At 56.5% G+C, this 24,637-nt stretch carries 26 protein-coding genes; 22 read left to right on the forward strand and 4 right to left on the reverse strand.

Going from position 1 to position 24,637, the window contains the following annotated elements; translation table 11 throughout:
• Positions 1-30 precede the first annotated feature (30 nt).
• The 6 genes from lysA (at position 31) to ACW17M_RS01440 (ending at position 5,869) form a co-directional block, all read left to right on the forward strand.
• Positions 31-1,302, forward strand: coding sequence for a diaminopimelate decarboxylase (gene lysA / locus ACW17M_RS01415; protein WP_089691342.1), 1,272 nt, complete (start codon positions 31-33; stop codon positions 1,300-1,302).
• Positions 1,302-2,135 (forward strand): diaminopimelate epimerase, encoded by an 834-nt coding sequence (gene dapF, locus ACW17M_RS01420; protein ID WP_141440343.1) that lies wholly within the window; start codon positions 1,302-1,304, stop codon positions 2,133-2,135. Before lysA ends, dapF begins: the two co-directional genes overlap by 1 nt.
• 139 nt (positions 2,136-2,274) lie before the next feature.
• Positions 2,275-3,288 (forward strand): alpha/beta hydrolase, encoded by a 1,014-nt coding sequence (locus tag ACW17M_RS01425; protein WP_457546795.1) that lies wholly within the window; start codon positions 2,275-2,277, stop codon positions 3,286-3,288.
• A gap of 178 nt (positions 3,289-3,466) precedes the next feature.
• The gene (locus ACW17M_RS01430; RefSeq protein ID WP_027957991.1) at positions 3,467-4,177 is read left to right on the forward strand and encodes a DUF484 family protein; all 711 of its coding nucleotides are present in this window, start codon (positions 3,467-3,469) and stop codon (positions 4,175-4,177) included.
• Positions 4,170-5,114 (forward strand): tyrosine recombinase XerC, encoded by a 945-nt coding sequence (locus ACW17M_RS01435; protein ID WP_457546796.1) that lies wholly within the window; start codon positions 4,170-4,172, stop codon positions 5,112-5,114. The genes ACW17M_RS01430 and ACW17M_RS01435 overlap by 8 nt, the downstream gene beginning before the upstream one ends.
• Positions 5,111-5,869, forward strand: a complete 759-nt coding sequence (locus tag ACW17M_RS01440; protein WP_400669731.1) for an HAD family hydrolase — start codon at positions 5,111-5,113, stop codon at positions 5,867-5,869. Before ACW17M_RS01435 ends, ACW17M_RS01440 begins: the two co-directional genes overlap by 4 nt.
• Here ACW17M_RS01440 and yihA read toward each other — a convergent pair.
• The gene (gene yihA / locus ACW17M_RS01445) at positions 5,842-6,480 is read right to left on the reverse strand and encodes a ribosome biogenesis GTP-binding protein YihA/YsxC (protein WP_009286228.1); all 639 of its coding nucleotides are present in this window, start codon (positions 6,478-6,480) and stop codon (positions 5,842-5,844) included. The genes ACW17M_RS01440 and yihA overlap by 28 nt on opposite strands.
• A 350-nt stretch (positions 6,481-6,830) precedes the next feature.
• On the opposite strand from yihA, the gene ACW17M_RS01450 reads away from it, so the two are divergent.
• From ACW17M_RS01450 to dtd, 9 genes are all read left to right on the forward strand, one after another.
• Entirely contained in the window at positions 6,831-7,460 is a 630-nt protein-coding gene (locus tag ACW17M_RS01450; RefSeq protein ID WP_457546797.1) for a c-type cytochrome, read from the forward strand.
• A gap of 185 nt (positions 7,461-7,645) precedes the next feature.
• Complete coding sequence (locus ACW17M_RS01455; RefSeq protein WP_457546856.1) at positions 7,646-8,278, forward strand: thiol:disulfide interchange protein DsbA/DsbL; 633 nt, start codon at positions 7,646-7,648, stop codon at positions 8,276-8,278.
• Positions 8,279-8,283: 5 nt separating this feature from the next.
• Positions 8,284-9,117, forward strand: a complete 834-nt coding sequence (locus ACW17M_RS01460; RefSeq protein ID WP_089691363.1) for an endonuclease/exonuclease/phosphatase family protein — start codon at positions 8,284-8,286, stop codon at positions 9,115-9,117.
• 101 nt (positions 9,118-9,218) lie between these two features.
• Positions 9,219-9,779 carry a TRAP transporter small permease subunit gene (locus ACW17M_RS01465; RefSeq protein ID WP_457546798.1) on the forward strand — a complete coding sequence of 187 codons (561 nt, stop codon included), beginning with the start codon at positions 9,219-9,221 and terminating at the stop codon, positions 9,777-9,779.
• A complete protein-coding gene (locus ACW17M_RS01470; protein ID WP_022521229.1) occupies positions 9,779-11,185 on the forward strand; it encodes a TRAP transporter large permease in 1,407 nt (468 codons plus the stop codon). The genes ACW17M_RS01465 and ACW17M_RS01470 overlap by 1 nt, the downstream gene beginning before the upstream one ends.
• 168 nt (positions 11,186-11,353) lie before the next feature.
• The gene (locus ACW17M_RS01475) at positions 11,354-12,466 is read left to right on the forward strand and encodes a TRAP transporter substrate-binding protein (RefSeq protein ID WP_009286225.1); all 1,113 of its coding nucleotides are present in this window, start codon (positions 11,354-11,356) and stop codon (positions 12,464-12,466) included.
• 137 nt (positions 12,467-12,603) lie between these two features.
• Positions 12,604-13,434, forward strand: coding sequence for a bifunctional hydroxymethylpyrimidine kinase/phosphomethylpyrimidine kinase (gene thiD / locus ACW17M_RS01480; protein ID WP_009286224.1), 831 nt, complete (start codon positions 12,604-12,606; stop codon positions 13,432-13,434).
• Between the two features lie 124 nt (positions 13,435-13,558).
• Entirely contained in the window at positions 13,559-14,404 is an 846-nt protein-coding gene (locus ACW17M_RS01485) for a universal stress protein (protein ID WP_027957986.1), read from the forward strand.
• A 90-nt stretch (positions 14,405-14,494) separates the two neighbouring features.
• Positions 14,495-14,932: a D-aminoacyl-tRNA deacylase gene (gene dtd, locus ACW17M_RS01490; RefSeq protein WP_027957985.1), complete on the forward strand. Its 438-nt coding sequence runs from the start codon at positions 14,495-14,497 to the stop codon at positions 14,930-14,932.
• Between the two features lie 26 nt (positions 14,933-14,958).
• Here dtd and ACW17M_RS01495 read toward each other — a convergent pair whose 3' ends face one another.
• Positions 14,959-16,935 carry an ATP-binding cassette domain-containing protein gene (locus ACW17M_RS01495; protein ID WP_457546799.1) on the reverse strand — a complete coding sequence of 659 codons (1,977 nt, stop codon included), beginning with the start codon at positions 16,933-16,935 and terminating at the stop codon, positions 14,959-14,961.
• Between the two features lie 29 nt (positions 16,936-16,964).
• Between ACW17M_RS01495 and ACW17M_RS01500 the strand changes: the two genes are divergently transcribed.
• From ACW17M_RS01500 to ACW17M_RS01530, 7 genes are all read left to right on the forward strand, one after another.
• Entirely contained in the window at positions 16,965-17,552 is a 588-nt protein-coding gene (locus tag ACW17M_RS01500) for a TIGR02444 family protein (protein WP_457546800.1), read from the forward strand.
• A gap of 185 nt (positions 17,553-17,737) precedes the next feature.
• On the forward strand, positions 17,738-18,784 hold the full coding sequence (locus ACW17M_RS01505; RefSeq protein WP_027957982.1) for a TRAP transporter substrate-binding protein: 1,047 nt from the start codon (positions 17,738-17,740) through the stop codon (positions 18,782-18,784).
• Positions 18,785-19,139: 355 nt separating this feature from the next.
• A complete protein-coding gene (locus ACW17M_RS01510; RefSeq protein WP_022521254.1) occupies positions 19,140-19,718 on the forward strand; it encodes a TRAP transporter small permease in 579 nt (192 codons plus the stop codon).
• Positions 19,719-19,748: 30 nt separating this feature from the next.
• On the forward strand, positions 19,749-21,032 hold the full coding sequence (locus ACW17M_RS01515; RefSeq protein ID WP_022521255.1) for a TRAP transporter large permease: 1,284 nt from the start codon (positions 19,749-19,751) through the stop codon (positions 21,030-21,032).
• A 21-nt stretch (positions 21,033-21,053) separates the two neighbouring features.
• Positions 21,054-21,497 carry a universal stress protein gene (locus ACW17M_RS01520; RefSeq protein ID WP_022521256.1) on the forward strand — a complete coding sequence of 148 codons (444 nt, stop codon included), beginning with the start codon at positions 21,054-21,056 and terminating at the stop codon, positions 21,495-21,497.
• A gap of 132 nt (positions 21,498-21,629) precedes the next feature.
• Complete coding sequence (locus tag ACW17M_RS01525; RefSeq protein WP_009286218.1) at positions 21,630-22,310, forward strand: FKBP-type peptidyl-prolyl cis-trans isomerase N-terminal domain-containing protein; 681 nt, start codon at positions 21,630-21,632, stop codon at positions 22,308-22,310.
• 3 nt (positions 22,311-22,313) lie between these two features.
• On the forward strand, positions 22,314-23,420 hold the full coding sequence (locus ACW17M_RS01530) for a PHB depolymerase family esterase (protein ID WP_089691351.1): 1,107 nt from the start codon (positions 22,314-22,316) through the stop codon (positions 23,418-23,420).
• Between the two features lie 13 nt (positions 23,421-23,433).
• Here the strand turns inward: ACW17M_RS01530 and ACW17M_RS01535 are convergent, their stop codons facing one another.
• Together ACW17M_RS01535 and ACW17M_RS01540 are read right to left on the reverse strand one after the other, a co-directional pair.
• On the reverse strand, positions 23,434-24,027 hold the full coding sequence (locus ACW17M_RS01535) for an SCO family protein (protein ID WP_022521260.1): 594 nt from the start codon (positions 24,025-24,027) through the stop codon (positions 23,434-23,436).
• A 5-nt stretch (positions 24,028-24,032) separates the two neighbouring features.
• Positions 24,033-24,536 carry a hypothetical protein gene (locus ACW17M_RS01540; RefSeq protein WP_039857676.1) on the reverse strand — a complete coding sequence of 168 codons (504 nt, stop codon included), beginning with the start codon at positions 24,534-24,536 and terminating at the stop codon, positions 24,033-24,035.
• Between the last annotated feature and the right edge of the window lie 101 nt (positions 24,537-24,637).

A 24,637-nucleotide genomic window follows, 5' to 3' on the forward strand; every position in this document is an offset into this window, starting at 1 on the left:
GCTGCAGGCCCAGGAGAAGGGGAGAGCACCATGGACTATTTTAATTACCGCGATGGCGTGCTGTACGCCGAAGACGTGCCTTTGTCACGCATTGCTGACGAGTACGGCACGCCCTGCTACGTCTACTCAAAAGCGACGTTTGAACGTCACTTTCGCGCCTATACCGAAGCACTGGGTGGCCATCCGCACCTGATTTGTTACGCGGTGAAAGCCAACTCCAACCTGGCGGTGCTGGGCCTGTTGGCCAAGCTGGGCGCGGGGTTCGATATTGTTTCCATTGGCGAGCTTGAACGGGTGCTAAAAGCCGGTGGCGACCCGGCGAAAGTAGTGTTTTCGGGCGTTGCCAAGCAGCCCCATGAAATGGTTCGTGCGCTGGACGTGGGCATTAAGTGCTTTAACGTTGAGTCACGCCCCGAACTTGAGCGCTTGAATCGTGTCGCCGGTGAGTTGGGGAAAATTGCCCCGGTCTCGTTGCGGGTCAACCCAGACGTGGATGCGGGTACTCATCCGTATATCTCCACTGGTTTGAAGGATAATAAGTTCGGCATCCCGGTGGATGAAGCGCTGGCGGTTTACGAACTAGCCGCAAGCCTGCCCAATTTGCAGGTGAAGGGGCTCGACTGTCACATCGGTTCACAGCTAACTGAAACCGCACCCTTCCTGGATGCCCTTGATCGCTTACTGGTGCTTATGGAGCGGCTGCGTGAGCGGGGCATCGAAATCGAGCACCTTGATTTAGGTGGCGGTTTAGGCGTGCCTTACCGCGATGAAAAACCGCCCCAGCCGTTTGATTACGCTAGCCAACTGTTGGCGCGGCTTTCGCGTTGGGAAGGTGGCGAAGCGCTTACGTTACTGTTTGAACCCGGTCGCTCCATCGCCGCCAATGCGGGTGTCATGCTCACTCGGGTAGAGTTTCTCAAGCCTGGAGAGACCAAGAACTTCGCCATTGTCGATGCGGCCATGAACGACCTGATTCGCCCGGCGCTGTACCAGGCCTGGCAGGCGATTGTGCCGGTGGATACTCGTCAAACACGCGAAAGCGCCCTTTACGACGTAGTGGGCCCAGTGTGTGAAACGGGTGACTTCCTGGGTAAGGAGCGCGAGCTGGCGATTGACGAAGGTGATCTGCTTGCAGTGCGTTCGGCGGGGGCCTACGGCTTTGTCATGGCGTCGAACTACAACAGTCGCCCTCGCGCCGCTGAGCTAATGGTTGATGGCGACAGCTGCCATGTGGTGCGCGCGCGGGAAACCGTTGCCAGTCTGTGGGCGGGTGAAGCGCTGCTGCCCGAAGGGGGGCGTTGATGCTGTTACACTTCACCAAAATGCATGGCCTGGGTAATGACTTTGTCATGGTGGACCTGGTCACTCAGCGCGCCCGGTTGGACGAAGCTCAGATTCGTGCACTGGCAGACCGACGTTTCGGCATTGGCTTTGATCAGTTGTTGCTCGTCGAACCGCCCCGGGATCCAGAGATGGATTTTCGCTACCGCATTTACAATGCTGACGGCAGTGAAGTGGAAAATTGTGGCAACGGCGCACGCTGCTTTGCCCGCTTCGTGCGCGATCAGCGATTGACCCACAAGCATGAAATCCACGTAGAAACCGCCGGGGGCCCGTTAGTGCTGACCGTGCAGCACGACGGCATGGTGCGAGTGGATATGGGTCGCCCGCGGTTTAGCCCTTTGGCGCTGCCGTTCGATGCCCCTGGGGATCAACCCCTGCATCAGTTACAAGTGGGTGATGAAACGCTGCAGATCGGCGTGGTCTCTATGGGCAACCCACATGCTGTGATGCAGGTTGAGAGCGTTGATAGCGCCCCGGTGGAACGCCTCGGGCCATTGGTCGAGGCGCATCCCCGCTTTCCCAAGCGTGTTAACGTGGGCTTTATGCAGGTACTCTCGCCCAGTGAGATTCGTTTGCGCGTGTATGAGCGCGGCAGTGGCGAAACGCTGGCCTGCGGTACTGGTGCCTGCGCTGCAGTGGCCAGCGGTATTCGCCAGGGGCTGCTGAAAAGCCCCGTAAAAGTCCATTTACCCGGTGGAGAGCTCAGCATTGAGTGGCCTGACCCTGAAGGGGCGCTAACGATGGTGGGGCCAGCTACACGCGTCTTCGATGGCCGCGTAGCACTTAATTAATTCGGGTATCCGGGTTATCTGGTTGATTGGGAGTCCTGGCCCTACATTCCAGAGGCTTGATAACCCGACGCTGTGCGATGATTATGGATGGCCCGTCCACCAGTTTTCCTGGAAGCCTCGAAATGATAGGAAAATAGATATGCCGGAAACCAAGGAGACTGAGGTGCAGGGTGTCCGCATCCACGAGCGTTTGATCCCCGTCCCCGCATCGATCAGCGCCGAGGCGCGAGGGATGCTGCAAGCCGCCGTACGCCACGACGGCACGCCACTGAATGCGCTCTATCCCTCTCCTGCACCGCAAGATCATGACGGCTGGAGACAGATGCAGGAAGCCGCCGACGTGCACTACGCGGAGGCGGTCAGGGGGCTCGCGGGCGAGGTGGAAGCCGAGATCGAGACTCAGTACATTGGCCCAGCAACCGTGCATATCGCGACGCCGCACGCTCTTCGACACGAAGGCTATGTCTGCATCGATCTCCACGGCGGCGCGCTGGTCTTTGGTGGTGGAGAAGCCTGCCGCCAAAGTGCGCGGATGCAGGCGGACCGGCATGGCATGGTGTGCTTCGGTGTTGACTACCGGATGCCCCCGGATCACCCCTATCCGGACGCTCTGGAGGATTGCATGGCAGTCTACGGACACGCGGTCGAAGCGTACGGTGCTGGTCATGTTATCCTTTGCGGACGCTCGGCCGGCGGCAACCTCGCGATGGCCACGATCCTGCGCGTGCGGGACGAGGGGCTGCCTCTGCCGGCCGCCGTCGTCCTTCTATCCCCGGAAGTCGATCTGACGGAGTCGGGAGACAGCTTCCAGACCAACCGGACCATCGATGTCGTGCTGCCGAATTCCCTGATGTCATGCAACTTGCTCTATGCGGGCGACGCGGACCTGACACATCCCTATGTCTCGCCATTGTTCGGAAAGATGACGACCGACATGCCGCCAATGTTCCTGCAGAGCGGAACCCGTGACCTCTTTCTCTCCAATACGGTACGCCTCCACCGCAAGCTGCGCCAGGCGGGAGTACCGGCAGAGCTACACGTCTTCGAGGCGATGCCACATGGCGGGTTCGGAGGTACAGCCCCTGAGGATCTCGAGCTTGTGCAGGAGGTTACCCGTTTCATCACGGACAATCTGCCTCAACGCAAAGTGTAAAGCCAGCGTCCACGTCATGCGCGATGTCTCCAATGCAGCGTTCAAGGCCCATGCGCTCGATACGGGTATCCGGACCAAATAGTTGACTGCAACATTCTGAGAGGATTAAGAGGTGGATATGCAGAAAGGTTCCATCCACCATTTAATCCGTATACCCATTAATTCGAGGAGAACGGCGATGTCACAAGCCCCCGAACCCCGCAAAACGCTCGAGCCTGATCAAGTGGCGTTCTGGCTGGCGCGCCATCCCGATTTTTTCGTCGGCCGGGAAGGGCTTCTGCAGCAACTGCAGGTTCCCCATCCGCATATCGACGGGTCGGTGTCACTGCTCGAGCGCCTGGTGTTAGATCTGCGTAAGCGCGCGGAAACCGCCGAGGGCCGCCTGGAGCACCTGCTGGAAACCGCTCGCCATAACGAGTCCCAGTACCGCCGGCTGCGGGAAACGTTGATAGCCCTGGTGGAAGCGCCGGATCGCGATGCGCTGGCGCAAGCATTGGCCACTCAGCTTAGCGAGCGCTTTGAAACCCCGGCCATGGCGCTGTGGTGTCCGGCCACGTTAAGCGATAGTGAACCGACGCCGCCTCAACCGCCACGGCACGTGCTTGATCAACATGCCAGCACGCGGCTGTCGGCGCTGCTGGATGGCCGCACCAGCCGTTGTGTGAAGCTTAGCGTCAGCGACTGGAAGTGCTTGCTGCCCCATGTCAAAGCGCCGCGCAAAGCCGGTTCCTGTGCGATTTCACGGCTCTCGGCGGGTGATCCTTTGGGTTATTTGCTACTGGCCAGCCCCAGCCCCGATGCTTATCGGGCCAGCATGGATACGCTGTTCACTGAGTACTTGGGCGATATCGTCGCGCGCCTGCTGGTGCGCCTGGGCGACTATGGCTGAAGCTCTCCCAACGGAAATAACGATAGCCAAGCGCATTGAGGCTTTTTTAGCAGCGCTGGCGTCCCATGCTAGCCCTGCCACGGTGGCGGCTTATCAGCATGATTTGGCCGCACTGTGTAACTTCACCGAGCGACGCGATGTGACAAATCCTGCAGCGTTAGACACCGCCCTGCTGCGGGCTTTTCTGGGGTCGGAGCGTAGCCGGGGGCTGGCGCCTAGAAGCCTGGCCCGGCGGCGGGCGGCACTTTCCCGCTTCGCCGATTACCTGGTCAAGCAGGGTGTGCTGGTCGATAACCCGGTGGGACTACTGCGTACGCCCAAACAGCCCAGCCACCTGCCGCGCCCGGTGGATGTCGACGCCCTGGCGCGCTTTCTCGATACCCCCCACGATGGCTCGCCGCTGGGCGTGCGAGATCAGGCTATTCTTGAACTGTTTTACTCCAGTGGCCTGCGCTTAGCGGAGCTGGCGGCGCTTGATTTGGGCGATTTGCAGAATAGCCGGGTAAGGGTGATCGGCAAAGGCGGCAAGCCGCGTCAGGTGCCGGTAGGGCGCCGCGCCCAGCAGGCGCTGGCTGAGTGGCTGGGATGTCGCTCAGCGCTGGCACCTATTACTGAGCAGGCGCTATTTGTGGGCCAGCGCGGGCAGCGCTTGGGCCATCGTGCCATTCAAAAGCGTTTAGCTCAGCTGTCGATTGCCCGTGGCTTGCCCGAACACCTGCACCCGCACCGTTTGCGGCACTCCTTTGCCAGTCACCTGTTGGAGTCGAGCCAGGATCTGCGCGCCGTGCAAGAGCTATTGGGGCACGCCAATCTATCGACCACGCAAATCTACACCCGGCTTGATTGGCAGCATCTGGCGACCAGCTACGACGCAGCGCACCCCCGTGCTAAACGAGGCCCCAACGACAGTAAGAATAGCCCCAGGAGCAAACCATGACGATGCTGCAGGCCATTACCTTCGATTTGGACGACACCCTATGGGACAACCACGGAGTCATGGCGCGTACCGAAGAGGGCCACTACCGCTGGCTACTGGAGGCACTTGAGGCATGGCGAGCGGCACGCCAGGAAACAGCGCTGGCGTTATCCCACGAAAGCGGCGGGCTGGATTATCTGCAGCGCCGTCAACAGTTGGCAAAAGAGGTGCCCGAACGGCGCGGCGACTTCACTTGGCTACGTTTGCGCTCACTGGAGGCCCAGTTAGAACACGCAGGTCTGCACCGCAGTGCTGCGTTGATGTGGGCAGCAGCAGCGATGAATGAGTTTCACCGCCTGCGCGTGCAGGTCACGCCCCATCCAGAAGCGGCCGGACTGCTGGCTGCCCTGGCAGAGCGCTATCAGTTGGCGGCGATCACCAACGGTAATATTCATCTTCAACGTCAGCCGCTGGCTGGCTACTTTCCGGTGGCCATTGCCGCGGGCGAGTTACTGGCGCCCAAGCCTGATCCGATGCCGTTCCTCACCGCGCTGTCGCGCTTAAACGTCGCCCCCGAGTGCGCTATGCACGTGGGCGATTCGTGGCAGGAGGACGTGTTACCCGCCCAGCAGTTGGGCATGCACGCGGTATGGATTTCTGAAACAGAGGATCAACCGCTCCCCACGCGCGTGCATCGTATTGCCCATATTAAAGAGCTGCCCAGCATTCTCGAGAAGTTAGAGGCGCATCATTCTGGCGGTGTATACAGCCACTGATTGAGTTTCTGGGACAGCGTATCGACGCCGTCGCGCTTGAGTGAAGAGAACAGCTGAACAGAGACGAGGTCTTCCCACTCTTTCAAGCGTGAGCGCACTTTTTGCAACGCAGCGCTGGCAGGGCCTTTTTTCAGTTTGTCGGCTTTGGTGAGCAAAATATGCACCGGCATTCCGCGCTGGTCAGCATAATCGAGCATCATTTGGTCGAACTCGGTGAGCGGGTGGCGCACGTCCATTAGCAGTACTAAGCCGCGTAGACTGAAACGGTTGCGCAGGTACTCGGCTAGGTGCTTTTGCCACTCTAGCTTGACCGCCTCCGGCACCTTGGCGTAACCGTAGCCGGGTAGGTCGACCAAACGCCGCGACTCGTCGTTCATAACGCTGAAAAAATTGATCAGCTGGGTGCGCCCCGGTGTGCGCGAGGTGCGCGCTAACGCATTTTGTTGCGTTAATGCGTTGATAGCACTGGATTTGCCCGCGTTTGAACGCCCGGCAAAGGCTACTTCTGCGCCGGTATCATCCGGGCACAGGGCCAGGGTGGGGGCGCTGATAAGAAAACTTGCCGTCGGGTAGTTCAGCCGAGGGACTGGGCTATCATGGGGGGTAGTCATTGGGTTGATCCTGAAAAACGAACATAAAAGCGGCCTACTCTGCGCACTATCACCTCTCTATCGCTTCGGTAAAGTAGAACGCATGATAGCGACTCATGATAGAGAATTGAGAGCAGTACCGCGACGAATTACCCCTAAAGCAGTCCAGTACTTGCATTCCCGCCGCTGGGGTGATTCGTTATAATGCAAGCGGTTTATATCTGCGACCTGGGGCGCTAGTGTACCATCGCGATACGTTGTTGGTATTAGCGAAGGTTGGTATTGGCGGAGCTAACCCTGGTAACTTGTGAAACCTGGGAAGCGCCCAGGGTGCGTACCAGTCAAACATAAAACGGCATAGTGGAATAGCAATGAGAAAGTTACTGGCAAGCCTAGCAATTACCATGGGCGCCGTTGGCATCGCCCACGCTCAAACAGACTATCAAGCTGATGCTGACGCATCCGCTGGCCAGGAAATGGCCCAAACCTGTGCCGCTTGTCATGGGCAGCAGGGCATTAGCCCATCGGGCGCTTTCCCTAACCTGGCGGGTCAGCAGATGTCCTATCTGGCGAAGCAGATTATGGATATCCGCGACGGCAACCGCATGGTTCCCCAAATGGCCGGTCAGGTAGATGACTACTCTGATCAAGACGCCTGGGATGTGGCAGCACACTTTGCGCGCCAGGATGCCAATCTGGGCCAGACCAGCGACGAAGACGCTGAGTTGCTGGCTCGCGGTGAAGAGCTTTACCGCGCTGGTGATATGTCCAAGGGCATTCCCGCCTGTTCAGCCTGCCATACGCCAACGGGTGCCGGTATCGGCAGCGCCGTTTACCCCGGTCTGTCTGGGCAGCACGCTCAGTACACGGTCTCAACGCTGCAGGCATTCGCCTCAGGTGATCGTAACAATAGCCCCAATAACATCATGGGCGACATCGCTTCAAAAATGAGCGACAACGATATGGAAGCAGTGGCCAACTACGTATTGGGTTTGAACTAACGTTTTAAATAAGCGCGTTTCAAGCCTGAAATCGACAGCCTAAACACTTCCTTATGCCGTTTGCGGGCCCTCACTGGGCAACGTTCTTGGCAACGTTAGCTAGCTGAGGGAACCCGCTAATGTATCTACGGTCTCACCCTTCGCTTACCCATGGAGAAACTTTTACAATGTCTAAAACGCGAGCGATGTTTAAAACGTTAATGGTCGCACTGGCCGGTTTGGGTCTTTCTGCGGCCGTGAGTGCCCAGGAAGTGGTTGAAGGCCAACATTATGAGCTGCTTGAAACGCCGGTAGAAACCCAGGTTGATGACGGGCAAATTGAAGTCACCGAAGTATTTTGGTTTGGCTGCCCGCACTGCTACCGCCTGCAAACGCCGATTAATGAGTGGTACGAGACCCTGGACGATGACGTTAGTGTCGTCAAAATGCCTGCCACCATGGGTGGGGATTGGAATACCCACGCTACAGCATTCTATGCAGCTGAGTCGCTGGGTATTGAAGAGGAGCTACACGCCGACTTCTTTAACGCCATCCATCAGGAAAATCAGTCGCTCACAGAGCCCGATGAGATTGCTGCTTTCTTTGCCAACTACGGCGTCAGCGAAGAAGAGGCCAAGCAAGCGCTGACTGACTTTGGTGTGCGTAGCGCAGTGAATGATGCCAATAACCGTATGCGCAAAATGAAGTTAATGGGTGTGCCTGCCCTGGTGATTGATGGCCGTTTTCTGGTGACGCCGAGCTCAGCCGGTAGCCTGGAAAACATGCCGAAAGTCGCTGAAGCGTTGGTTGAGCAGGTGCGTGAAGAGCGCGCAGAGTAACCGTGTTGCGTGAAGCGAGGGAGCGTGACACAACAGCCATCAATGGCTCACGCTCGACGCTGTTTGAAGATGGGCACTTGCGTTTGCTGACCTTTAATTTGCAGGTGGGCATCCAGACCTCGGCGTACCATCACTATCTTACGCGCAGTTGGCAGCACCTACTGCCCAACCCGCGTCGCCAGAAGCGGCTGGACGTGATGGGCGAAGTGCTGAGCAAGTTTGACGTGGTGGGGCTGCAAGAGGTCGATGGCGGTAGTTTTCGCTCAAGCCGCGTCAATCAGGTGGAGTATCTCGCTGCCCAAGCGGGGTTTCCCCATCATGTTCAGCAGCTCAATCGCAATCTGGGCCACATTGCCCAGCACAGTAACGGTTTACTCTCGCGCTTGGTACCCAGCCAAATAGAAGAGCACCGTTTGCCGGGGGCAATGCCGGGGCGCGGTGCGATTCACGCCCGCTTTGGCGAAGGGCCTGATGCGCTGCATATCTTTGTTGCCCACCTGGCGCTAAGCCACCGCGGCCGGGTGCGTCAGCTCAACTACTTAAGCGATATCATTCAACCACTGCGCCACGTGGTGGTGATGGGGGATCTCAACTGCACCCCTGACCAACTGCACGCTCACGAGCGTTTTAGTGCGTCGCTACCGCTGCACCCGGTTAAACCCCTGTTCAGTTACCCCTCCTGGCAGCCGCGCCATGCGTTGGATCATATCTTGTTGTCGCAGTCGTTAGAGGCCGCCGAAGTGCGGGTGCTGGATCATCTCTTCTCTGACCACCTGCCGATTGCTGTCGATTTACCCTTGCCCGAGGCCTGTTTAGCGGCAATTCGTTCAAGCGTTTAATAATAAGCACGCTGTGCACTCCGTGAGCGCTGCATTGTCCGCGTATATGCGCTATTGTCTGGGACGCTGATCCCCTTAGCCGTTTTACGCGAGACACTCCCATGTCGGACACAACACAACTACCTGCTTTTATTGGTGCGCTGGACCGCGCTTCCGAATGGTTCGGGCGTACCCTTGCGTGGCTGATCATCCTTATGATGTTGATTCAGTTCGCGATTGTACTGCTTCGCTATGCCTTCAGTGTGAATAGCATCTTCATGCAAGAACTAGTGATGTATATGCACGCCAGCGTGTTTATGCTCGCTGCCGCCTATACGTTTCGCCACGACGGCCACGTGCGGGTGGATATCTTCTATCGAGGCATGACCCCGCGCCGCCAGGCGTTAATCAATGTTGTGGGCATTATTACCCTATTGATTCCAGTGATGGTCTTTATCATCGCTTCCAGTCTGGGCTACGTTTTCAACTCCTGGCGTATTCTGGAAACCTCCTCCGATTACGGCGGTATTCCGGCAGTCTACGCTCTGAAAACCTTGATACCGTTGTTTGCCGTGCTGATGATCGTGCAAGGCGTGATTGAAATTGTGCGCAATGGTTACGTGATGACCGGGCGGATAACGCCGGGAGCTGCCGGTGGCAATCACCTTGAGGAGCGTGTTTGATGCTGGAATTTATGCCAGTTATTTTATTTGCCGTTATCTGTATTGTGTTGATGTTCGGCTTTCCCGTGGCGCTTTCGCTGGCGGGCACGGCGCTGCTGTTTGCCGGAATGGGACTCGGCTTGGAAGCCATCGGTATCGACGCTAACTTTGATAGTGGCTATCTTGCCGCTTTGCCCAACCGGCTCTACGGCATAATGACCAACCAAACGCTGTTGGCGGTGCCGCTATTTGTCTTGATGGGCGTGTTGCTGGAAAAATCCAAAGTGGCTGAGACGCTGCTGGATGCCATGGCCCTGCTGTTTGGTGCCATGCGCGGTGGCCTGGGTATTTCGGTGACCCTGGTGGGTATGCTGATGGCTGCCTCTACCGGTATTGTGGGGGCCACGGTGGTCACCATGGGGCTGATGTCGCTTCCCACCATGCTAAAGCGTGGCTACAGCACCTCGTTGGCAACCGGCACCATCTGCGCCACCGGCACACTGGGGCAGATTATTCCGCCTTCCATTGCCTTGGTACTGCTTGGTGATGTGCTGTCATCGGCGTATCAGCAAGCGCAGTTGGATATGGGGATCTTCAGCCCTAAAACGGTCTCCGTGGGCGACCTATTTATGGGCGCGCTGGTGCCTGGGCTACTTCTGGTCGTGATGTATATGGTCTATGTGGCCCTGGTGGCCTGGTTGCGTCCGCATATGGCGCCTGCTGCCGACCGTGAAGAGTTGATGGCCGAGCTTGGTCATACCTCAGGGATTGGCATGCTGCTGCTCAAAGGGCTGGTGCCACCGGTGGTGCTGATTGTGGCGGTACTGGGCTCGATTCTTAGTGGTTTTGCCACGCCGACCGAGGCCTCAGCGGTAGGCGCCTTCGGCGCTTTAGTACTGGCGCTGGCTTATCGTCAGCTCGATTGGGCGACGTTGAAGGACGTGCTGCGTTCGACCACTCACGTGACTACCATGGTGTTTTTGATCCTGATCGGTGCAGCGCTGTTTTCGCTGGTGTTTCGCGCTTACGGCGGCGAACACATGGTGACCGAACTGTTCGAGGGTATGCCTGGTGGGGTGGTCGGCGCGACGATCATCGTTATGCTGGTGATCTTTTTGCTCGGCTTTATTCTCGACTTTATCGAAATCACCTTTGTGGTGGTGCCCATTGTCGGGCCGATCTTGCTTGCCATGGGCCTTGACCCGATTTGGCTGGGCATCATGATCGCGATTAACCTACAAACGTCGTTCTTAACGCCGCCGTTCGGCTTTGCGCTGTTCTATCTGCGTGGCGTAGCGCCGCCATCTGTATCTACCTCGGCTATTTACCGTGGCGTTATCCCGTTTATCCTAATGCAACTGGGTATGTTGCTGATGCTAACGTTCTTCCCGCAGTTGGCAACGTGGCTGCCAGCGCAGTTTGGCTAATAAAGGGTTAGTTGAAAAACATCGCTGCTATCAACGTTAAGAAGTGGCAACCTAATTAATAAGCAGTAAATAGCCATTAATGGCCTGAAGTAAACCGCCTAGTGTTCTACGCTAGGCGGAGTATTCCCTACTCATAATAGTAATAATAGAAAGTAAGAGGGTTATTGTATGAAAGCCAAGACACTCCCTACCGCCATCGCCATGACGACAGCACTTTCCGCCAGTTTGTTGGCAGTTTCTAGCGTTGATAATCACGCCCAGGCGCAAGAGGAAGAATTCCGTTGGAAAATGGTCACCTCCTGGCCGAAAAATTTCCCAGGTGTTGGTCAGGGGCCCGAGCGGTTATCCCAGCTGGTCGATGAAATGTCGGATGGCCGCCTGACCATTGAAGTCTTCGGTGCTGGCCAGTTGGTGCCGGGGTTTGAGGTGTTTGACGCCGTTTCTGACGGTACCGCTGAGCTAGGCCACTCCGCCTCCTACTACTGGAAAGGCAAAGCGCCTGCTGCGCAGTTCTTTGCTGCCGTGCCGTTTGGCATGAATGCACAAGAGATGAACGCTTGGCTAAGCTATGGCGGCGGTATGGAGCTGTGGAACGAGCTCTACGATGACTTCGGCGTTGACGTCATGGTGGCGGGTGCCTCAGGCGTGCAGATGGGTGGCTGGTACAACAAAGAGATCAATTCGGTTGCCGACCTCGACGGACTGAAAATGCGTATGCCGGGCCTGGGTGGCGAAGTGATGAGCCGCATGGGTGTCGCGATTGTGAATATGCCGGGCGGCGAGATCTTTACTTCGCTGCAATCCGGTGCGATTGACGCAACAGAGTGGATTGGCCCTTACAACGACCTGGCATTCGGACTACATCAAGCCGCCGACTATTATTACTACCCAGGCTGGCACGAGCCGACGGTCATGTTTGAGGCGATTGTCAACGAAGAGGCTTTCGCGGAGCTGCCAGCGGATTTGCAGGCGATCCTGCGTACCGCTATTAGCGACATTAACCAGAGCGTACTGGATGAGTACACCGCACGTAACAACGATGCGCTGGAAACCCTGGTGAACGAGCACGATGTTGAGCTACGCCGCATTCCCGATGACGTACTGGCCCAGGCGCGTGAGCACTCTCAAGATGTGGTCGCCGAGCTGGCTGAATCGAGCGAATTAGCTACGCGTATCTATGACTCCTATCAAGCGTTCCAGGAGAAGGTCGAGGATTACCACGCCATCTCCGAGCAGGCGTATTACAACGCCCGCAACCCGGAAGGTGACACCGCGCAATAGTTTGCCGTGCTTGATGCACACTAACGAGCCGCCTTCGGGCGGCTTTTGTGTGTTTGGCATGTACGTTTTCGGCAGCATAAGGCGCGCAGCTTGGGTATCCTAGGAGTACAGTGACGTTTTTGCCGTGAAGGAGCCCCATGTCTACCCATTCCCGTCTTCGCAATGTGCTTACCATCGCCGGCTCCGATCCTTCGGGGGGCGCCGGGCTGCAGGGAGATCTAAAAACCTTTTCAGCCCTTGGCGTTTACGGCACCAACGTGATTACCGCGGTGATTGCCCAGAATACCTGCAGGGTGGCCTCGGTGTACCCCGTTTCGCCCCAGGCCATACGCGAGCAGTTGGAACACCTGCTGGATGATGTGGTGATAGACGCGGTTAAAATTGGCATGGTGGCGAGCCGTGAAGTCGCCGAGGTTATTGCTGATGTGCTGCGTCAGCGCCGCCCACGCTGGATTGTGCTCGACCCTGTGATGGTCGCCAAGAGCGGGGATGTTCTGGTCGACGACGCCGGTATTCATGCAGTGCGCGATATTCTAGTGCCGCTAGCCGATGTGATTACCCCCAATCTGCCGGAAGCCGCGGTATTGCTCGACACGCCGTCGCCCACCAGTTTAGACGCCATGGAAGCGATGCTGCCGGGGTTAACGCAATTGGGCGCGCCCTATGTGGTGCTGAAAGGCGGCCATCTGCGCGGGGAAACCTGCCCAGACTTGCTGGCAACCCCCAATGGTCATGAGTGGTTGCCCGCCTCGCGAATCGATACCGACAATTTGCACGGTACCGGCTGTGCTCTCTCCTCAGCGATCGCCGCCTGCTTGGCGAAGCTACCCGTGGATGCCGAAGGGGATGCCCCGGTAGCCGCTATCAGTGATGCCAAGCAGTGGCTGCATGCAGCCCTGGAGGCGAGCGTGCGCTTAAACGTGGGGAAAGGACGCGGTCCGGTGCACCATTTTCACGCTTGGTGGTGATGCTAGCTGTAGCCAGTGGCATTTGGGCAACAGTGCTTGCGAGAATGGACATTGCACACCATGCTAAGGAGTGTTTGCTTAACGGCTTGTAAGGCTGAGCTGCTCAGCCGAGGAGCGTTTCGCCATGCCTCGCACCATTCTGTTTGCCACCGATCTTTCCGCTGATAATCGCGCCGCTTTTGCTCGGGCGTTACGTTTGGCCTATGCCCAGGGTGTTCAGCTAGACGTGCTGCACGTGTTGGATCCTTACCTACCCAGGCGTGTGCTGCTGGATGTCGAGAGCGCGGTAGTGGAAGACATCACCACCATGTTGACGGATCTACGCGAAGACTACGCCCTAGAGGCGCCGAAAACGCTGATCCAGACCGTGACCGGCTCGCCTCATGTTGAAATCGTCCGCGAAGCTCATGAGCGCAACGCCGAGCTGATTGTGCTGGGCATGCATCGCAAGCGCGGGCAAAAAGACCTGCTGGCGGGTACCACGGTAATGCGCGTGCTGCGCAGTGCACCATGCCCTGTGGTGGTCTCTTCTCACCAGCCGACCCAGCCCTGGCAGCATATTTTGGTGCCCATCGATTTTTCACTGACGGCGCGGCATACCTTGAAAGAGGCGCTGATTCGCTTCCCTGAAGCCACGCTGACACTGTTGCACGCCTGGACACTGCCCGGCGAGCGCGAGCTGGGTTCGCAAGCCTATTACGCTCACTGGCGTGAACATGAAGTGCAGCGCCTGCGCGAGCAGTTGAGTAACGAAGTCGATAGCCTGATGCGCGAGTTAGAAGGAGTGCCTGATGTGGAGTTGGTGTTAGAACAAGGCGCGCCCTGTGATGTGCTGCAAGCATATATGAAGCGCCACACGCCCGATCTCGTGATGATCGGTAGTCGCGGTCAGCCCCATCACACCAGCCAGCTAACCGAGATGCTGCTGTGTGAACCGCACTGCGATCTAATGCTCTGCCGTGCTTGGTAACTCTGGGGGAAGCGTTTCGCGATGCCCTGCTAGGGAAAAATTAACGAGCGGTCGTTATAATGGCCGTTTGCTAGTGGGGAGAGAGACGTTTTGAAGGCACTCATTCAGCGCGTGAAGCGCGCCAGCGTGGAAGTGGAGGGCGAAATCGTCGGCAGTATCGACCATGGACTGCTGGCGCTGATAGGAGTGGAGAAGCACGATGACGGGACTAGCGTGGAAAAACTGCTGCACAAGCTCCTCCACTACAGGGTATTCAGCGACGCCGAAGGTAAAATGAATCACAACCTGCAGCAGGTGAACGGTGGTCTGTTGCTCGTCTCCCAGTTCACCCTGGCGGCGGATACCCGTAAGGGGCTGCGGCCGGGCTTCTCCAGCGCCGCTCCTCCCGCCCAGGGTGAAGAGCTATTCAACTTGCTGGTTACCCAGACCCGCACTGCTTGGCCGCACGTCGCCACCGGTGAATTTGGCGCCGATATGCAGGTGGCGCTAATTAACGACGGCCCGGTAACGTTTTTGTTGGAAAGCTAGCCCTGTTGTTGAGTATTCGCTTTCCGCTAGCTAGCCGTCTCTTCACTGGCGAGCAGCTCTGCTTCCATTGTCTCCAACGCCTCTTCGGCGCTCAGCCACTGCCGCTCTGATTCATCCAGGCGCGCTTTAATCTCCGCCTGCTGACTCAGCGTCTTGGTCAGTTCGGCTTTGCGGCTGCTGTCTGTGTAGAGCTCTGGGTCTGCCAGCACTTGTTCAACCTTATCAAGCTCGTGTTGGGCCTTCTCCATGGCTTTTTCTGCCTGGTCGCGCTGCTTTTTCAGTGGGCGCAGCTTCTCGCGCAGTTCGGCAGCCGCTTTGCGGGATGCTTTGCGTGCTTCTCGGCTGTCGCCGCTAGGCTGCTGGTTCTGGCGCTCGGCTTTTTCACCGCGGGAATCCCGACGGCTCTCTTCCAGGCGCGCTTTAAGCCAAGCCCGGTAATCTTCCAAATCACCATCGAAGGGCTCGACACGGTGATCCGCCACCCGCCAGAACTCATCGACCGTGGCGCGCAGTAAGTGACGGTCGTGGGAGACCAGAATAACCGTGCCTTCGAAGCTTGCCAGCGCTTGGGTCAGCGCCTCGCGCATCTCTAAGTCCAGGTGGTTGGTGGGCTCATCGAGCAGTAGCAGGTTGGGTTTTTGCCAAGCGACGAGGGCCAGCGCCAGGCGGGCTTTCTCACCTCCAGAGTAGTTGGCGACTGTGCCGAAGGCGTCATCGCCCTTAAAGCCAAAGCCGCCCAGGAAGTTGCGGATATCCTGATCGCTGGCGGTGGGTGAGAGTCGCTGGATATGCACAAAGGGCGTCGATGAAACATCCAGGCTCTCAAGCTGATGCTGAGCAAAATACCCAATCGCCAAATGCTCGCCGGGTACGCGCTTGCCGTTAAGCAGCTCAAGCTCCCCGGTGAGCGACTTAATCAGCGTTGATTTACCTGCCCCGTTGGGGCCTAGCAAGCCAATGCGGCTACCGGGCAGCAGGGTGACGTTGACCTTGTCTAGCTGGATGTTGTCGTCACTGCCGTCGCCCTTTTTACCGCGATAGCCTAGCTGCGCCTGGTCAAGCACCAGCAGAGGATGCGAGGTTTTATCGGCGGCGGGCAGCGTAAAGTGGAAGGGGGAGTCCACATGGGCGACGGCGATATCTTCCATGCGCTCGAGCATTTTTACCCGGCTTTGTGCTTGCTTGGCCTTGGTCGCCTTGGCTTTAAAGCGGGCGATAAAGCGTTCGATCTCTTCCCGGCGAGCCTGCTGTTTGGCGGCTTCAGCCTGCTGCAGAGCAAGCTTTTCGGCGCGAGTGCGCTCGAACTGGGAGTAATTGCCGCGGTATAGCTCCAGGGTTTGGTGGTGCATATGCACGATGTGATCGCATACGGCATCTAAAAAGTCACGGTCGTGGGAAATCAGCAGCAGGGTGCCAGGATAGCGGGTTAGCCACTGCTCCAGCCACAGCAGGGCATCTAGATCCAGGTGGTTGGTAGGCTCATCCAGCAGCAGTAGATCGGAAGGCATAAACAGCGTACGAGCAAGATTGACCCGCATCCGCCAGCCGCCGGAAAACGCCGAGAGCGGGCGGGCGAGGTCAGCCTGGACGAAGCCCAGCCCCACCAGCAACTGCGCCGCACGCGACTCGGCACGGTAGCCATCCAGGGTTTCAATCAAACCGTGCAGTTCGGCTTCGCGGTGGGCTTGCCCGGCTTCCTGGGCGGCCAATAAGTCAGCTTCTGCTTGGCGTAGCGCCAAGTCGCCATCGAGTACATACTCGATAATCGGGCGGTCGAGGGCGTCAACTTCCTGGGCCATATGCGCAATGCGCTGGCCGCCACTCATCTCGACATCGCCCTGGTCGGGCGCAAGCTCGCCGAGCAGCAGTTTGAATAGGCTCGATTTACCGGCGCCGTTTGCCCCGATAATCCCGGCCTTTACCCCGTTATTAAGGGTAATGTCCGCGTTGTCGAGTAGCGTTTGCGTGCCGCGTTGCAGGGCGACTTGGCGCAGTGCGATCATGCCTTCTCCCGAAGAAAGTGGGTCATTTGATGCGAGATTCTATTACGCTTGATTCTACCCGATTGCAGCGCCTACAGCAGACACCGTTATGGGATTTTGCACTGACGCTCTACGCTAGACCCGGCGTTGAAGCGGCCTGCCTGAAGCTTCAAGAGGAGGCCGGGCTGGATGTGTGCGAGATGCTGTTTCATTGCTGGCTCTACTCTTGCGGTCTGGAAGCCGAGCCTAGAGCGCTGGCTTACCAGCGTGAGCAGCGTCACCTTTGGCAGTGCCATGTAACGGAGGTATTGCGTGGGTTACGCCAAGACTTAAAAGCCTCAGCCGCAGAAAGCGAGTCCGTGAAAGCGCTGCGCGAGACCATCAAACAGGCCGAGCTGATGGCAGAGCGTGAGAATCTTCAACGTTGGCAAGCGTGGGCTTTGGCTCCGCCCAGCGATGAGGAACGTGTGGTCAACGTTGTCGAAAAGTCGCCAAATGCAGCTAAATGGCTGCTAAAACAGCTTTTTTTAGGACGGTGTTCCCATCAAGGCGAGGGGGGTATAAAGGAGCAAAATGAGTGGCTTGATTCGCTACAAACGCTTACTTGCCAGCTTGACCCTCACCAAGGAGCGCGCTAGCCTGAAATTAAGCTGTATTTGAAATACCTAGCGCTATTCGCCCGCTAGAACGCAGTATAGAGCAGCACCATTGCCGGTTTGCGAACACCGGTTAGCGAACAACAGTGTCGTGTTGAGATACGCGAGGCTTATCCAGGTTCTTGCGCACTCGTAAAGCGCGCTTACCACTGCAAGGGGAACACCGCATGAAGGCAAGCAAATTCGTTTCTACACGTTCTGTAACTACAAAGTTAATGACCACGGCAAGTGTGGGTGCACTGCTGTTTGGTCTAAGCGCCGCTGCTCAAGCAGACAACTGGCGCTATGCTCACGAGGAGTATGAAGGCGACGTTCAAGATGTCTTTGCCTATGCTTTTAAAGAGTATATTGAAGATAACTCAGACCACACCGTGCAGGTTTACCGCTTTGGTGAGCTGGGTGAGTCTGACGACATTATGGAGCAGACTCAGAACGGTATCCTGCAGTTTGTAAACCAGTCGCCTGGCTTTACCGGTGCGCTTATTCCGGAAGCACAAATCTTCTTTATTCCTTACCTGCTACCGACCGACGAAGAGACCGTACTGACGTTCTTCGACGAAAGTAAGGCTATCAACGAGATGTTTCCTGAGCTTTACGCCGAGCAAGGCCTAGAGCTGCTGAAGATGTATCCGGAAGGCGAAATGGTCGTGACGACCGACGAGCCTATTAGCTCACCGGAAGATATGGATAATAAGAAAATCCGTACCATGACCAACCCGCTGTTGTCGGAGACCTACGACGCCTTTGGTGCAACGCCGACGCCGTTGCCTTGGGGTGAAGTCTACGGTGGTCTGCAGACCGGCATCATTGATGGTCAAGAGAACCCGATTTTCTGGATTGAGTCTGGCGGTTTGTATGAAGTGTCTCCGCACCTGACGTTTACCGGTCACGGCTGGTTCACTACTGCGATGATGGCCAACCAGGACTTCTACGAAGGTTTGTCTGAAGAAGATCAAACGTTGGTGAATGAAGCCTCTGAAGCTGCCTATGACCACACTATTGAGCATATCAAAGGCTTGGCTGAAGAATCATTAGCGAAAATTCAGGAAGCATCTGATGAAGTGACGGTGACACGTCTCGACGAAGAGCAAATTCAAGCTTTCCGTGAGCGTGCCCCGCAGGTTGAAGAAGCCTTCCTGGAAATGACCGGTGAAGGTGGTCAAGAGCTGCTCGAGCAGTTTAAAGCTGACCTTGAAGCCGTAACAAACGAGTAATCATCCTTAAAGCCGCATTGGCGAATGGTTGATTGATCAAGGGGCAGCATAAGGCTGCCCCTTTTTGTTTTGCGGCGGTTAGGCAGAGGCTACTCGGGCTGGGGTTTGACATCGTTACCGTTGGGTTACGTACATCTAGCGTTGAATCATCGGCGGCCGCAAGCCGTTACGCTTTAGTTAACTCCTCGCCTTGCACGAGGTAAGACTTGTCTAGCAGTTCTGGTTTAGGCAAGTTGGGAAATAGGCAGGTTTTGACGAGATAGCTTGGATTGAGATAGCTCTGGAATAACGCTGTGTTTATTGTGCCTACGGCACGTAACTGTTGCCGTTAGAGCCGTTCAAAAGGAGTCCGGCCATGACCGATGACGAGATGGAAAAGAGTTACCGTTCCGGCTTGCCGGGGGTACTAGGCGTGATCGACACTGCAATTAGCAAAATAGAAGCCGTGATTCTCGCGATGGGTGTTTTGCTAATGGCGCTGAATACGGTCACCAACGTGGTTGCCCGCTTTGTATTTGGCAACAGCATCATGTTCTCCGGTGAGCTAAACCGCATTTTGATCATCATGATTACCTTTGCGGGTATTGGCTATGCAGCCCGTCATGGTCGTCATATTCGCATGTCGGCTATCTATGATGCGCTGCCGGTAGGTGGGCGCAGAGCGCTAATGATCTGCATCGCGCTGTTCACATCGCTAGTGATGTTTTTCCTGCTCTACTATTCGATCGTTTATATCCTGGATCTGCATAGCAAAGGCAGGGTGTTGCCCTCCTTGGGCTTGCCGGTGTGGATCATTTACCTATGGGTGCCGATGGGCTTTTTAATCACCGGTATTCAATACTTGCTGACCGCGGTTAAAAACTTCACGTCCCACGATGTCTATCTCTCGACGGGCGTGGTGGATGGATATAAAGACACCGAAACAGAAGTCTAACGCGGGGCATTGCACCCTAGGGGAACAGCTATGACGACAATAATGGTCACCACCATGATTGCCCTGCTGCTGCTGGGCTTTCCAATGATGATTCCGCTGATTACCGCTGCAGTAATCGGCTTCTATATGATGTTTAACGGCTTCGGCCAGATGGATACGCTGATCCAGCAGATGATGGCGGGTATACGCCCAGCCTCACTTATTGCGGTTCCCATGTTTATCCTTGCCGCTGATATCATGACCCGCGGGCAGTCCGCTAACCGATTGATTGATATGGTGATGGCGTTTATCGGCCACATTAAAGGTGGCTTGGCGGTGAGCACGGCAGCTTCGTGTACGCTGTTCGGTGCTGTATCCGGTTCTACCCAGGCAACCGTGGTCGCTGTTGGCTCGCCGCTGCGTCCAAAAATGCTTAAAGCGGGCTACTCAGACTCTTTCACGCTGGCGCTGATTATCAATTCCAGCGATATTGCGTTTTTGATTCCGCCCAGTATCGGCATGATCATTTACGGGGTTATCTCGGGCACCTCTATCGGCGAGCTATTTATTGCCGGGATTGGGCCAGGGTTAATGATCCTGGTTATGTTCTCGATTTACTGCATTATCTACGCCATCGTGAAAGATGTACCTACTGAAGCAAAATCGAGCTGGAAAGAGCGCGCAGTAGCGGTTCAGCAGGCTCTTTGGCCGCTTGGCTTTCCGGTCATTATTGTCGGTGGTATTTACGGCGGTATCTTCAGCCCGACTGAAGCCGCGGCAGCCTGTGTGCTGTATGCCATTTTGCTTGAGTTTGTGGTCTTCCGCTCACTTAAGATGAACGACATTTATGCCATCGCCAAATCTACCGGCTTGATTACCGCCGTTGTCTTTATCCTGGTCGCGGTGGGTAATGGCTTCTCGTGGATCATTTCGTTTGCTCAGATTCCGCAAATGATTCTGGAGGCGGTGGGTGTCAATGAAGCTGGCCCCACGGGCGTATTGATTGCCATCTGTATCTCTTTCTTTGTGGCCTGTATGTTTGTGGATCCGATCGTGGTCATTCTGGTGCTAACGCCCATTTTCGCACCCGCCATTGCGGCGACAGGCCTGGATCCTGTGTTGGTGGGTATTTTGATTACCTTGCAGGTGGCGATAGGTTCGGCAACTCCGCCCTTTGGGTGCGATATTTTCACCGCTATTGCGATTTTCAAGCGCCCCTATTGGGATGTGATCAAAGGCACCCCACCGTTTATTTTCATGCTGATTTTAGCGGCTGCACTGCTGATCATGTTCCCACAAATTGCGCTGTTCCTGCGCGATGTCGCCTTCCGCTAAACAGCCACAAGGAGTACGCGAATGTTTAATCGCATTTTAGTCCCGGTGGATGGTTCAAAAGGCGCCTTAAGGGCGCTGGAAAAAGCGGTGGGTCTGCATATGCTAACCGGCGCTGAGCTCTATTTGCTGTGTGTGTTTAAACACCACAGCTTGCTGGAGGCCTCGCTCTCTATGGTGCGGCCCAACCAGTTGGATATTCCCGACGATGCGCTAAAAGAGTACGCCACCGAGATCGCTGTGCACGCAAAATCTCATGCGATTGAGCTGGGCGCTGACAGTGCTCGCGTGCGCGCTTTTGTGAAGGGCGGGCGACCCTCGCGCATTATTGTGCGCTTTGCCCGTAAGCGGGAGTGCGATCTGATCGTGATTGGTGCCCAGGGCACCAATGGCGAGAAGAACCCGCTGCTAGGCAGCGTTTCTCAACGGGTGGCGGGTGCAGCACACTGCCCCACGCTGGTGGTCTAAATCCGCTAAACCTCTCTCCCATTTTGTGGTCTTATTGGCGCCCACCTCCCCGAAGATGCAGCTCGGGGCGGTGGGTGTTAGTCTTTATATGACACTGATCGGCGTACGGCGCCGCTATAAAAAGGATCTTTCATGAAACAACTGCTCTCTACTACAGCTCTGACAGGTTTGCTTTTGGTTGCCCCTTTTGCCGCGGCAGCGCCCGAAACCGATGAACAGCGCTTGGCTTACAGCCTGGGTGTGACCCTGGGTGAAAGCATGCAGGCAGACATCGAAGACCTCGACTTGGATGCGTTCCACGACGGCATGAGCGATGTGTTTGAAGGTAATGACCTGGCGCTCAGTGAAGAAGAGATGACCGAAGCGTTGATGGCGTTCCAAGAGCAATCCATGCAAGCGCGTGAAGCGGAAGCTGAAGAGATGGCACAGAAAAACCTCGAAGAGGGCGAAGCTTTCCTAGCCGAGAACGCTGAGCGCGAAGAAGTGACCGTGACTGACTCTGGCCTGCAGTATGAAGTGCTTGAATCTGGCGATGGTGCCACGCCTGGCCCTGAAGATACCGTCGAAGTGAATTACGAAGGCATGCTGCTGGATGGCACCGTTTTCGATAGCTCTTTTGAGCGCGGTGAGTCCGTCAGCTTCCAGACTAATCAGGTGATCGAAGGCTGGCAGGAAGCGCTGCAGATGATGAGCGTTGGCGATAGCTGGATGCTCTATATCCCTGCGGATATTGCTTACGGCAAAAATGGTCAAGGGCCGATCGGGCCTAACGAAGTACTGACCTTCCGCGTTGAACTGCTAGGCGTCGAATAAGGGATGACTTCAACCCCCTCTTCTAACCTGCATTCTCTCGCTCAGGCACTGGTTTGCTTAGGTCTATGCACGCCGCTGCTAGCGCAGGCAGAGACGGACAGTGAGCCTGAGGATTTGCCCGCCCTGAGTGCTGCGAGTGAGCAGGCCAGCGTAGTGGGAGTATCGTCGGGCGGTTATATGGCGACCCAGCTAGCGGTGGCTTGGCCCGAGCGGTTTAGTGGCCTAGGTGTACTGGCAGCAGGGCCCTGGAGTTGCGCGCAGGGCTCGCTGAGTTTGGCGCTTAATCAATGCATGATGACCCGCCGTGGCGTGCCTTCGCTGGATGAATTGGAGGCTCGCCACCAGCGCTATATTGAGCTTGAACAGGTTGGCAGCACTGAGGCGCTTAGCCAGCTCAGGGCCTACTTATGGCACGGTGAAGAGGATGAAGTGGTTGAGCCACAGCTTGGCGACCTGCTTGCTGAGCAGTGGCAGCAGTGGCTTGCTTCGCCTGATCAGCTACGCGTTGCGCGCAGTGAAAATGCGGGACATGGCTGGCCGATACGCTTACCCAGTGAAGCGGCTCCCGGGCCCCAGGAGTGGGGCGATTGCCGACAGGGTGGCGGTAGTTTCCTGTTATCCTGCGATGACGATATTGCTGGAGAAATGCTGGATTGGCTCTACCCCGAACGAGCAGCCTCGGACGCTGGCGAGTCTAGTCGTGAGCCAGAGGATGAGCAAGGGGGCGAACTAGTCGCGTTTGATCAGTCAGAGTTTGCGGTCAAGGGCCTAGCGGACACCGGCTATGTGTTTATACCTGAAGGCTGTGATGCGGGGGAGTGCCCGGTAACGCTGGCGCTGCACGGCTGCCAAATGAACGCAGAGGCCATTGGCGATACGTTCATACGCTACACCGGGCTTAATGCCTGGGCGGCAGCGCATCAGCAAATCGTGCTCTATCCTCAGGCAGAAAGCAGTATGGCGAACCCCCAGGGCTGCTGGGATTGGTGGGGGTTTGCTGAAAGTACCTGGCAGTTAAGCCCCCAGCACGATACCCGTAGCGGTACCCAAATTGGCGCGCTGCTGGCGATGCTGGATCGTTTACAGGCGGCACCTGAACAAGCCGATTAAGAAGAGACTTCGCTTAACCGTCTAGTTCGCTCTCTAATGCGGAAACTAAACCGTGCGGGGTCGGTGAGTAGAGCACTCGCTGAAGAATATCGCCCTCGCGATTAACCAAAAAGAGCGAAGCGCTGTGATCAATGGTGTAGTCCATTGCTGAATCCGGCGCTTCGACTTTCCGCCATATCACCCCATAGCGTGAGGCGACATCCTCAAGCTGTTCCTGACTGCCCACCGCGCCGATAAACTCCTCGCCGAAAAAGCCCATGTACTCCTGCATGCGCGCGATGGTGTCGCGTTCGGGGTCAACGGTGACCATCACCGGCACTACACGCTCGCGCTGCTCCTCAGAGAGCTGGGCCAGGGCTTGACGCTTAACCGATTGGGTCATGGGACAAATGTCGGGACAGTAGGTGTAGCCAAAGGAGAGTATCGCGACTTGATCTTCATCTAACTGGGTTAACGAGAAATCACCCTGGGTAGAGGGCAGTTCAACTGGGCCTCCTACCGGTTCGCCCTCTTTGGGGGCGAAGGCATACTGATAGAGGCCTATACCGCTGACCACCAGTAAAGCCGCGACTAAACCGGTGCCTAGCCATAAGGGTTTCCTTGCCATATGCGTTAACTCCGAATTACGTCAAAATCGAACCAACTGCCTACCTTGCCTTCTGCGGTTTCCAGTATGACACGTGCACGCCAAGGCATAACGCTTTGAGTGCAAATCCCTACTTGGCCGTGACCTTGAAAATGGCCGGGTGCACCTGCGCTAAGGGCAAAACGGTGTAGCCCCAAATCCATATCTCGACCAATAAAATCTACCTCGACCTGGGTGGCCGTTACACCATCGACTTCCACTTCCAGTGGTAATATCTCTAGTGCATCGATTCGCCCATTTGCCTGAACCGCGAACGTGATGCGGCCCTTATCGCCCAAGGTGGCGGAGCAGGGCGCGGCATGCAGGTTGCAGCTTGATGTGGGCGGAAACCATGTCACATCACTGTCGCGGTGTAGCCAATGTGAAAAGGCATACCACGCGCAGGCCGCTAGCGCCAAGCCAGTGACCAATATCAGTACCCTTAAGGCAGGAAAGCCCGCTGAGTGTGCAGGTTTTGATGTCATCTTCATGGCAGAATAATCGCTACGCAAGCCGTGGGGCGGGGAATCATTGCCATGGTAACAGTAATCGCACCGATATCGCTGTGCTGGGATGTCGCAGGCAAAAGGGA

The organism is Vreelandella sp. 2A-K22 (assembly GCF_054065485.1).

Bases quoted from the DNA above. Each gene is read 5' to 3' on its own strand.
- lysA (WP_089691342.1), top strand. From the start codon at position 31: ATGGACTATTTTAATTACCGCGATGGCGTGCTGTACGCCGAAGACGTG.
- dapF (WP_141440343.1), top strand. From the start codon at position 1,302: ATGCTGTTACACTTCACCAAAATGCATGGCCTGGGTAATGACTTTGTC.
- ACW17M_RS01425 (WP_457546795.1), top strand. From the start codon at position 2,275: ATGCCGGAAACCAAGGAGACTGAGGTGCAGGGTGTCCGCATCCACGAG.
- ACW17M_RS01430 (WP_027957991.1), top strand. From the start codon at position 3,467: ATGTCACAAGCCCCCGAACCCCGCAAAACGCTCGAGCCTGATCAAGTG.
- ACW17M_RS01435 (WP_457546796.1), top strand. From the start codon at position 4,170: ATGGCTGAAGCTCTCCCAACGGAAATAACGATAGCCAAGCGCATTGAG.
- ACW17M_RS01440 (WP_400669731.1), top strand. From the start codon at position 5,111: ATGACGATGCTGCAGGCCATTACCTTCGATTTGGACGACACCCTATGG.
- yihA (WP_009286228.1), bottom strand. From the start codon at position 6,480: ATGACTACCCCCCATGATAGCCCAGTCCCTCGGCTGAACTACCCGACG.
- ACW17M_RS01450 (WP_457546797.1), top strand. From the start codon at position 6,831: ATGAGAAAGTTACTGGCAAGCCTAGCAATTACCATGGGCGCCGTTGGC.
- ACW17M_RS01455 (WP_457546856.1), top strand. From the start codon at position 7,646: ATGTTTAAAACGTTAATGGTCGCACTGGCCGGTTTGGGTCTTTCTGCG.
- ACW17M_RS01465 (WP_457546798.1), top strand. From the start codon at position 9,219: ATGTCGGACACAACACAACTACCTGCTTTTATTGGTGCGCTGGACCGC.
- ACW17M_RS01470 (WP_022521229.1), top strand. From the start codon at position 9,779: ATGCTGGAATTTATGCCAGTTATTTTATTTGCCGTTATCTGTATTGTG.
- ACW17M_RS01475 (WP_009286225.1), top strand. From the start codon at position 11,354: ATGAAAGCCAAGACACTCCCTACCGCCATCGCCATGACGACAGCACTT.
- thiD (WP_009286224.1), top strand. From the start codon at position 12,604: ATGTCTACCCATTCCCGTCTTCGCAATGTGCTTACCATCGCCGGCTCC.
- ACW17M_RS01485 (WP_027957986.1), top strand. From the start codon at position 13,559: ATGCCTCGCACCATTCTGTTTGCCACCGATCTTTCCGCTGATAATCGC.
- ACW17M_RS01495 (WP_457546799.1), bottom strand. From the start codon at position 16,935: ATGATCGCACTGCGCCAAGTCGCCCTGCAACGCGGCACGCAAACGCTA.
- ACW17M_RS01500 (WP_457546800.1), top strand. From the start codon at position 16,965: ATGCGAGATTCTATTACGCTTGATTCTACCCGATTGCAGCGCCTACAG.
- ACW17M_RS01505 (WP_027957982.1), top strand. From the start codon at position 17,738: ATGAAGGCAAGCAAATTCGTTTCTACACGTTCTGTAACTACAAAGTTA.
- ACW17M_RS01510 (WP_022521254.1), top strand. From the start codon at position 19,140: ATGACCGATGACGAGATGGAAAAGAGTTACCGTTCCGGCTTGCCGGGG.
- ACW17M_RS01515 (WP_022521255.1), top strand. From the start codon at position 19,749: ATGACGACAATAATGGTCACCACCATGATTGCCCTGCTGCTGCTGGGC.
- ACW17M_RS01520 (WP_022521256.1), top strand. From the start codon at position 21,054: ATGTTTAATCGCATTTTAGTCCCGGTGGATGGTTCAAAAGGCGCCTTA.
- ACW17M_RS01525 (WP_009286218.1), top strand. From the start codon at position 21,630: ATGAAACAACTGCTCTCTACTACAGCTCTGACAGGTTTGCTTTTGGTT.
- ACW17M_RS01530 (WP_089691351.1), top strand. From the start codon at position 22,314: ATGACTTCAACCCCCTCTTCTAACCTGCATTCTCTCGCTCAGGCACTG.
- ACW17M_RS01535 (WP_022521260.1), bottom strand. From the start codon at position 24,027: ATGGCAAGGAAACCCTTATGGCTAGGCACCGGTTTAGTCGCGGCTTTA.
- ACW17M_RS01540 (WP_039857676.1), bottom strand. From the start codon at position 24,536: ATGAAGATGACATCAAAACCTGCACACTCAGCGGGCTTTCCTGCCTTA.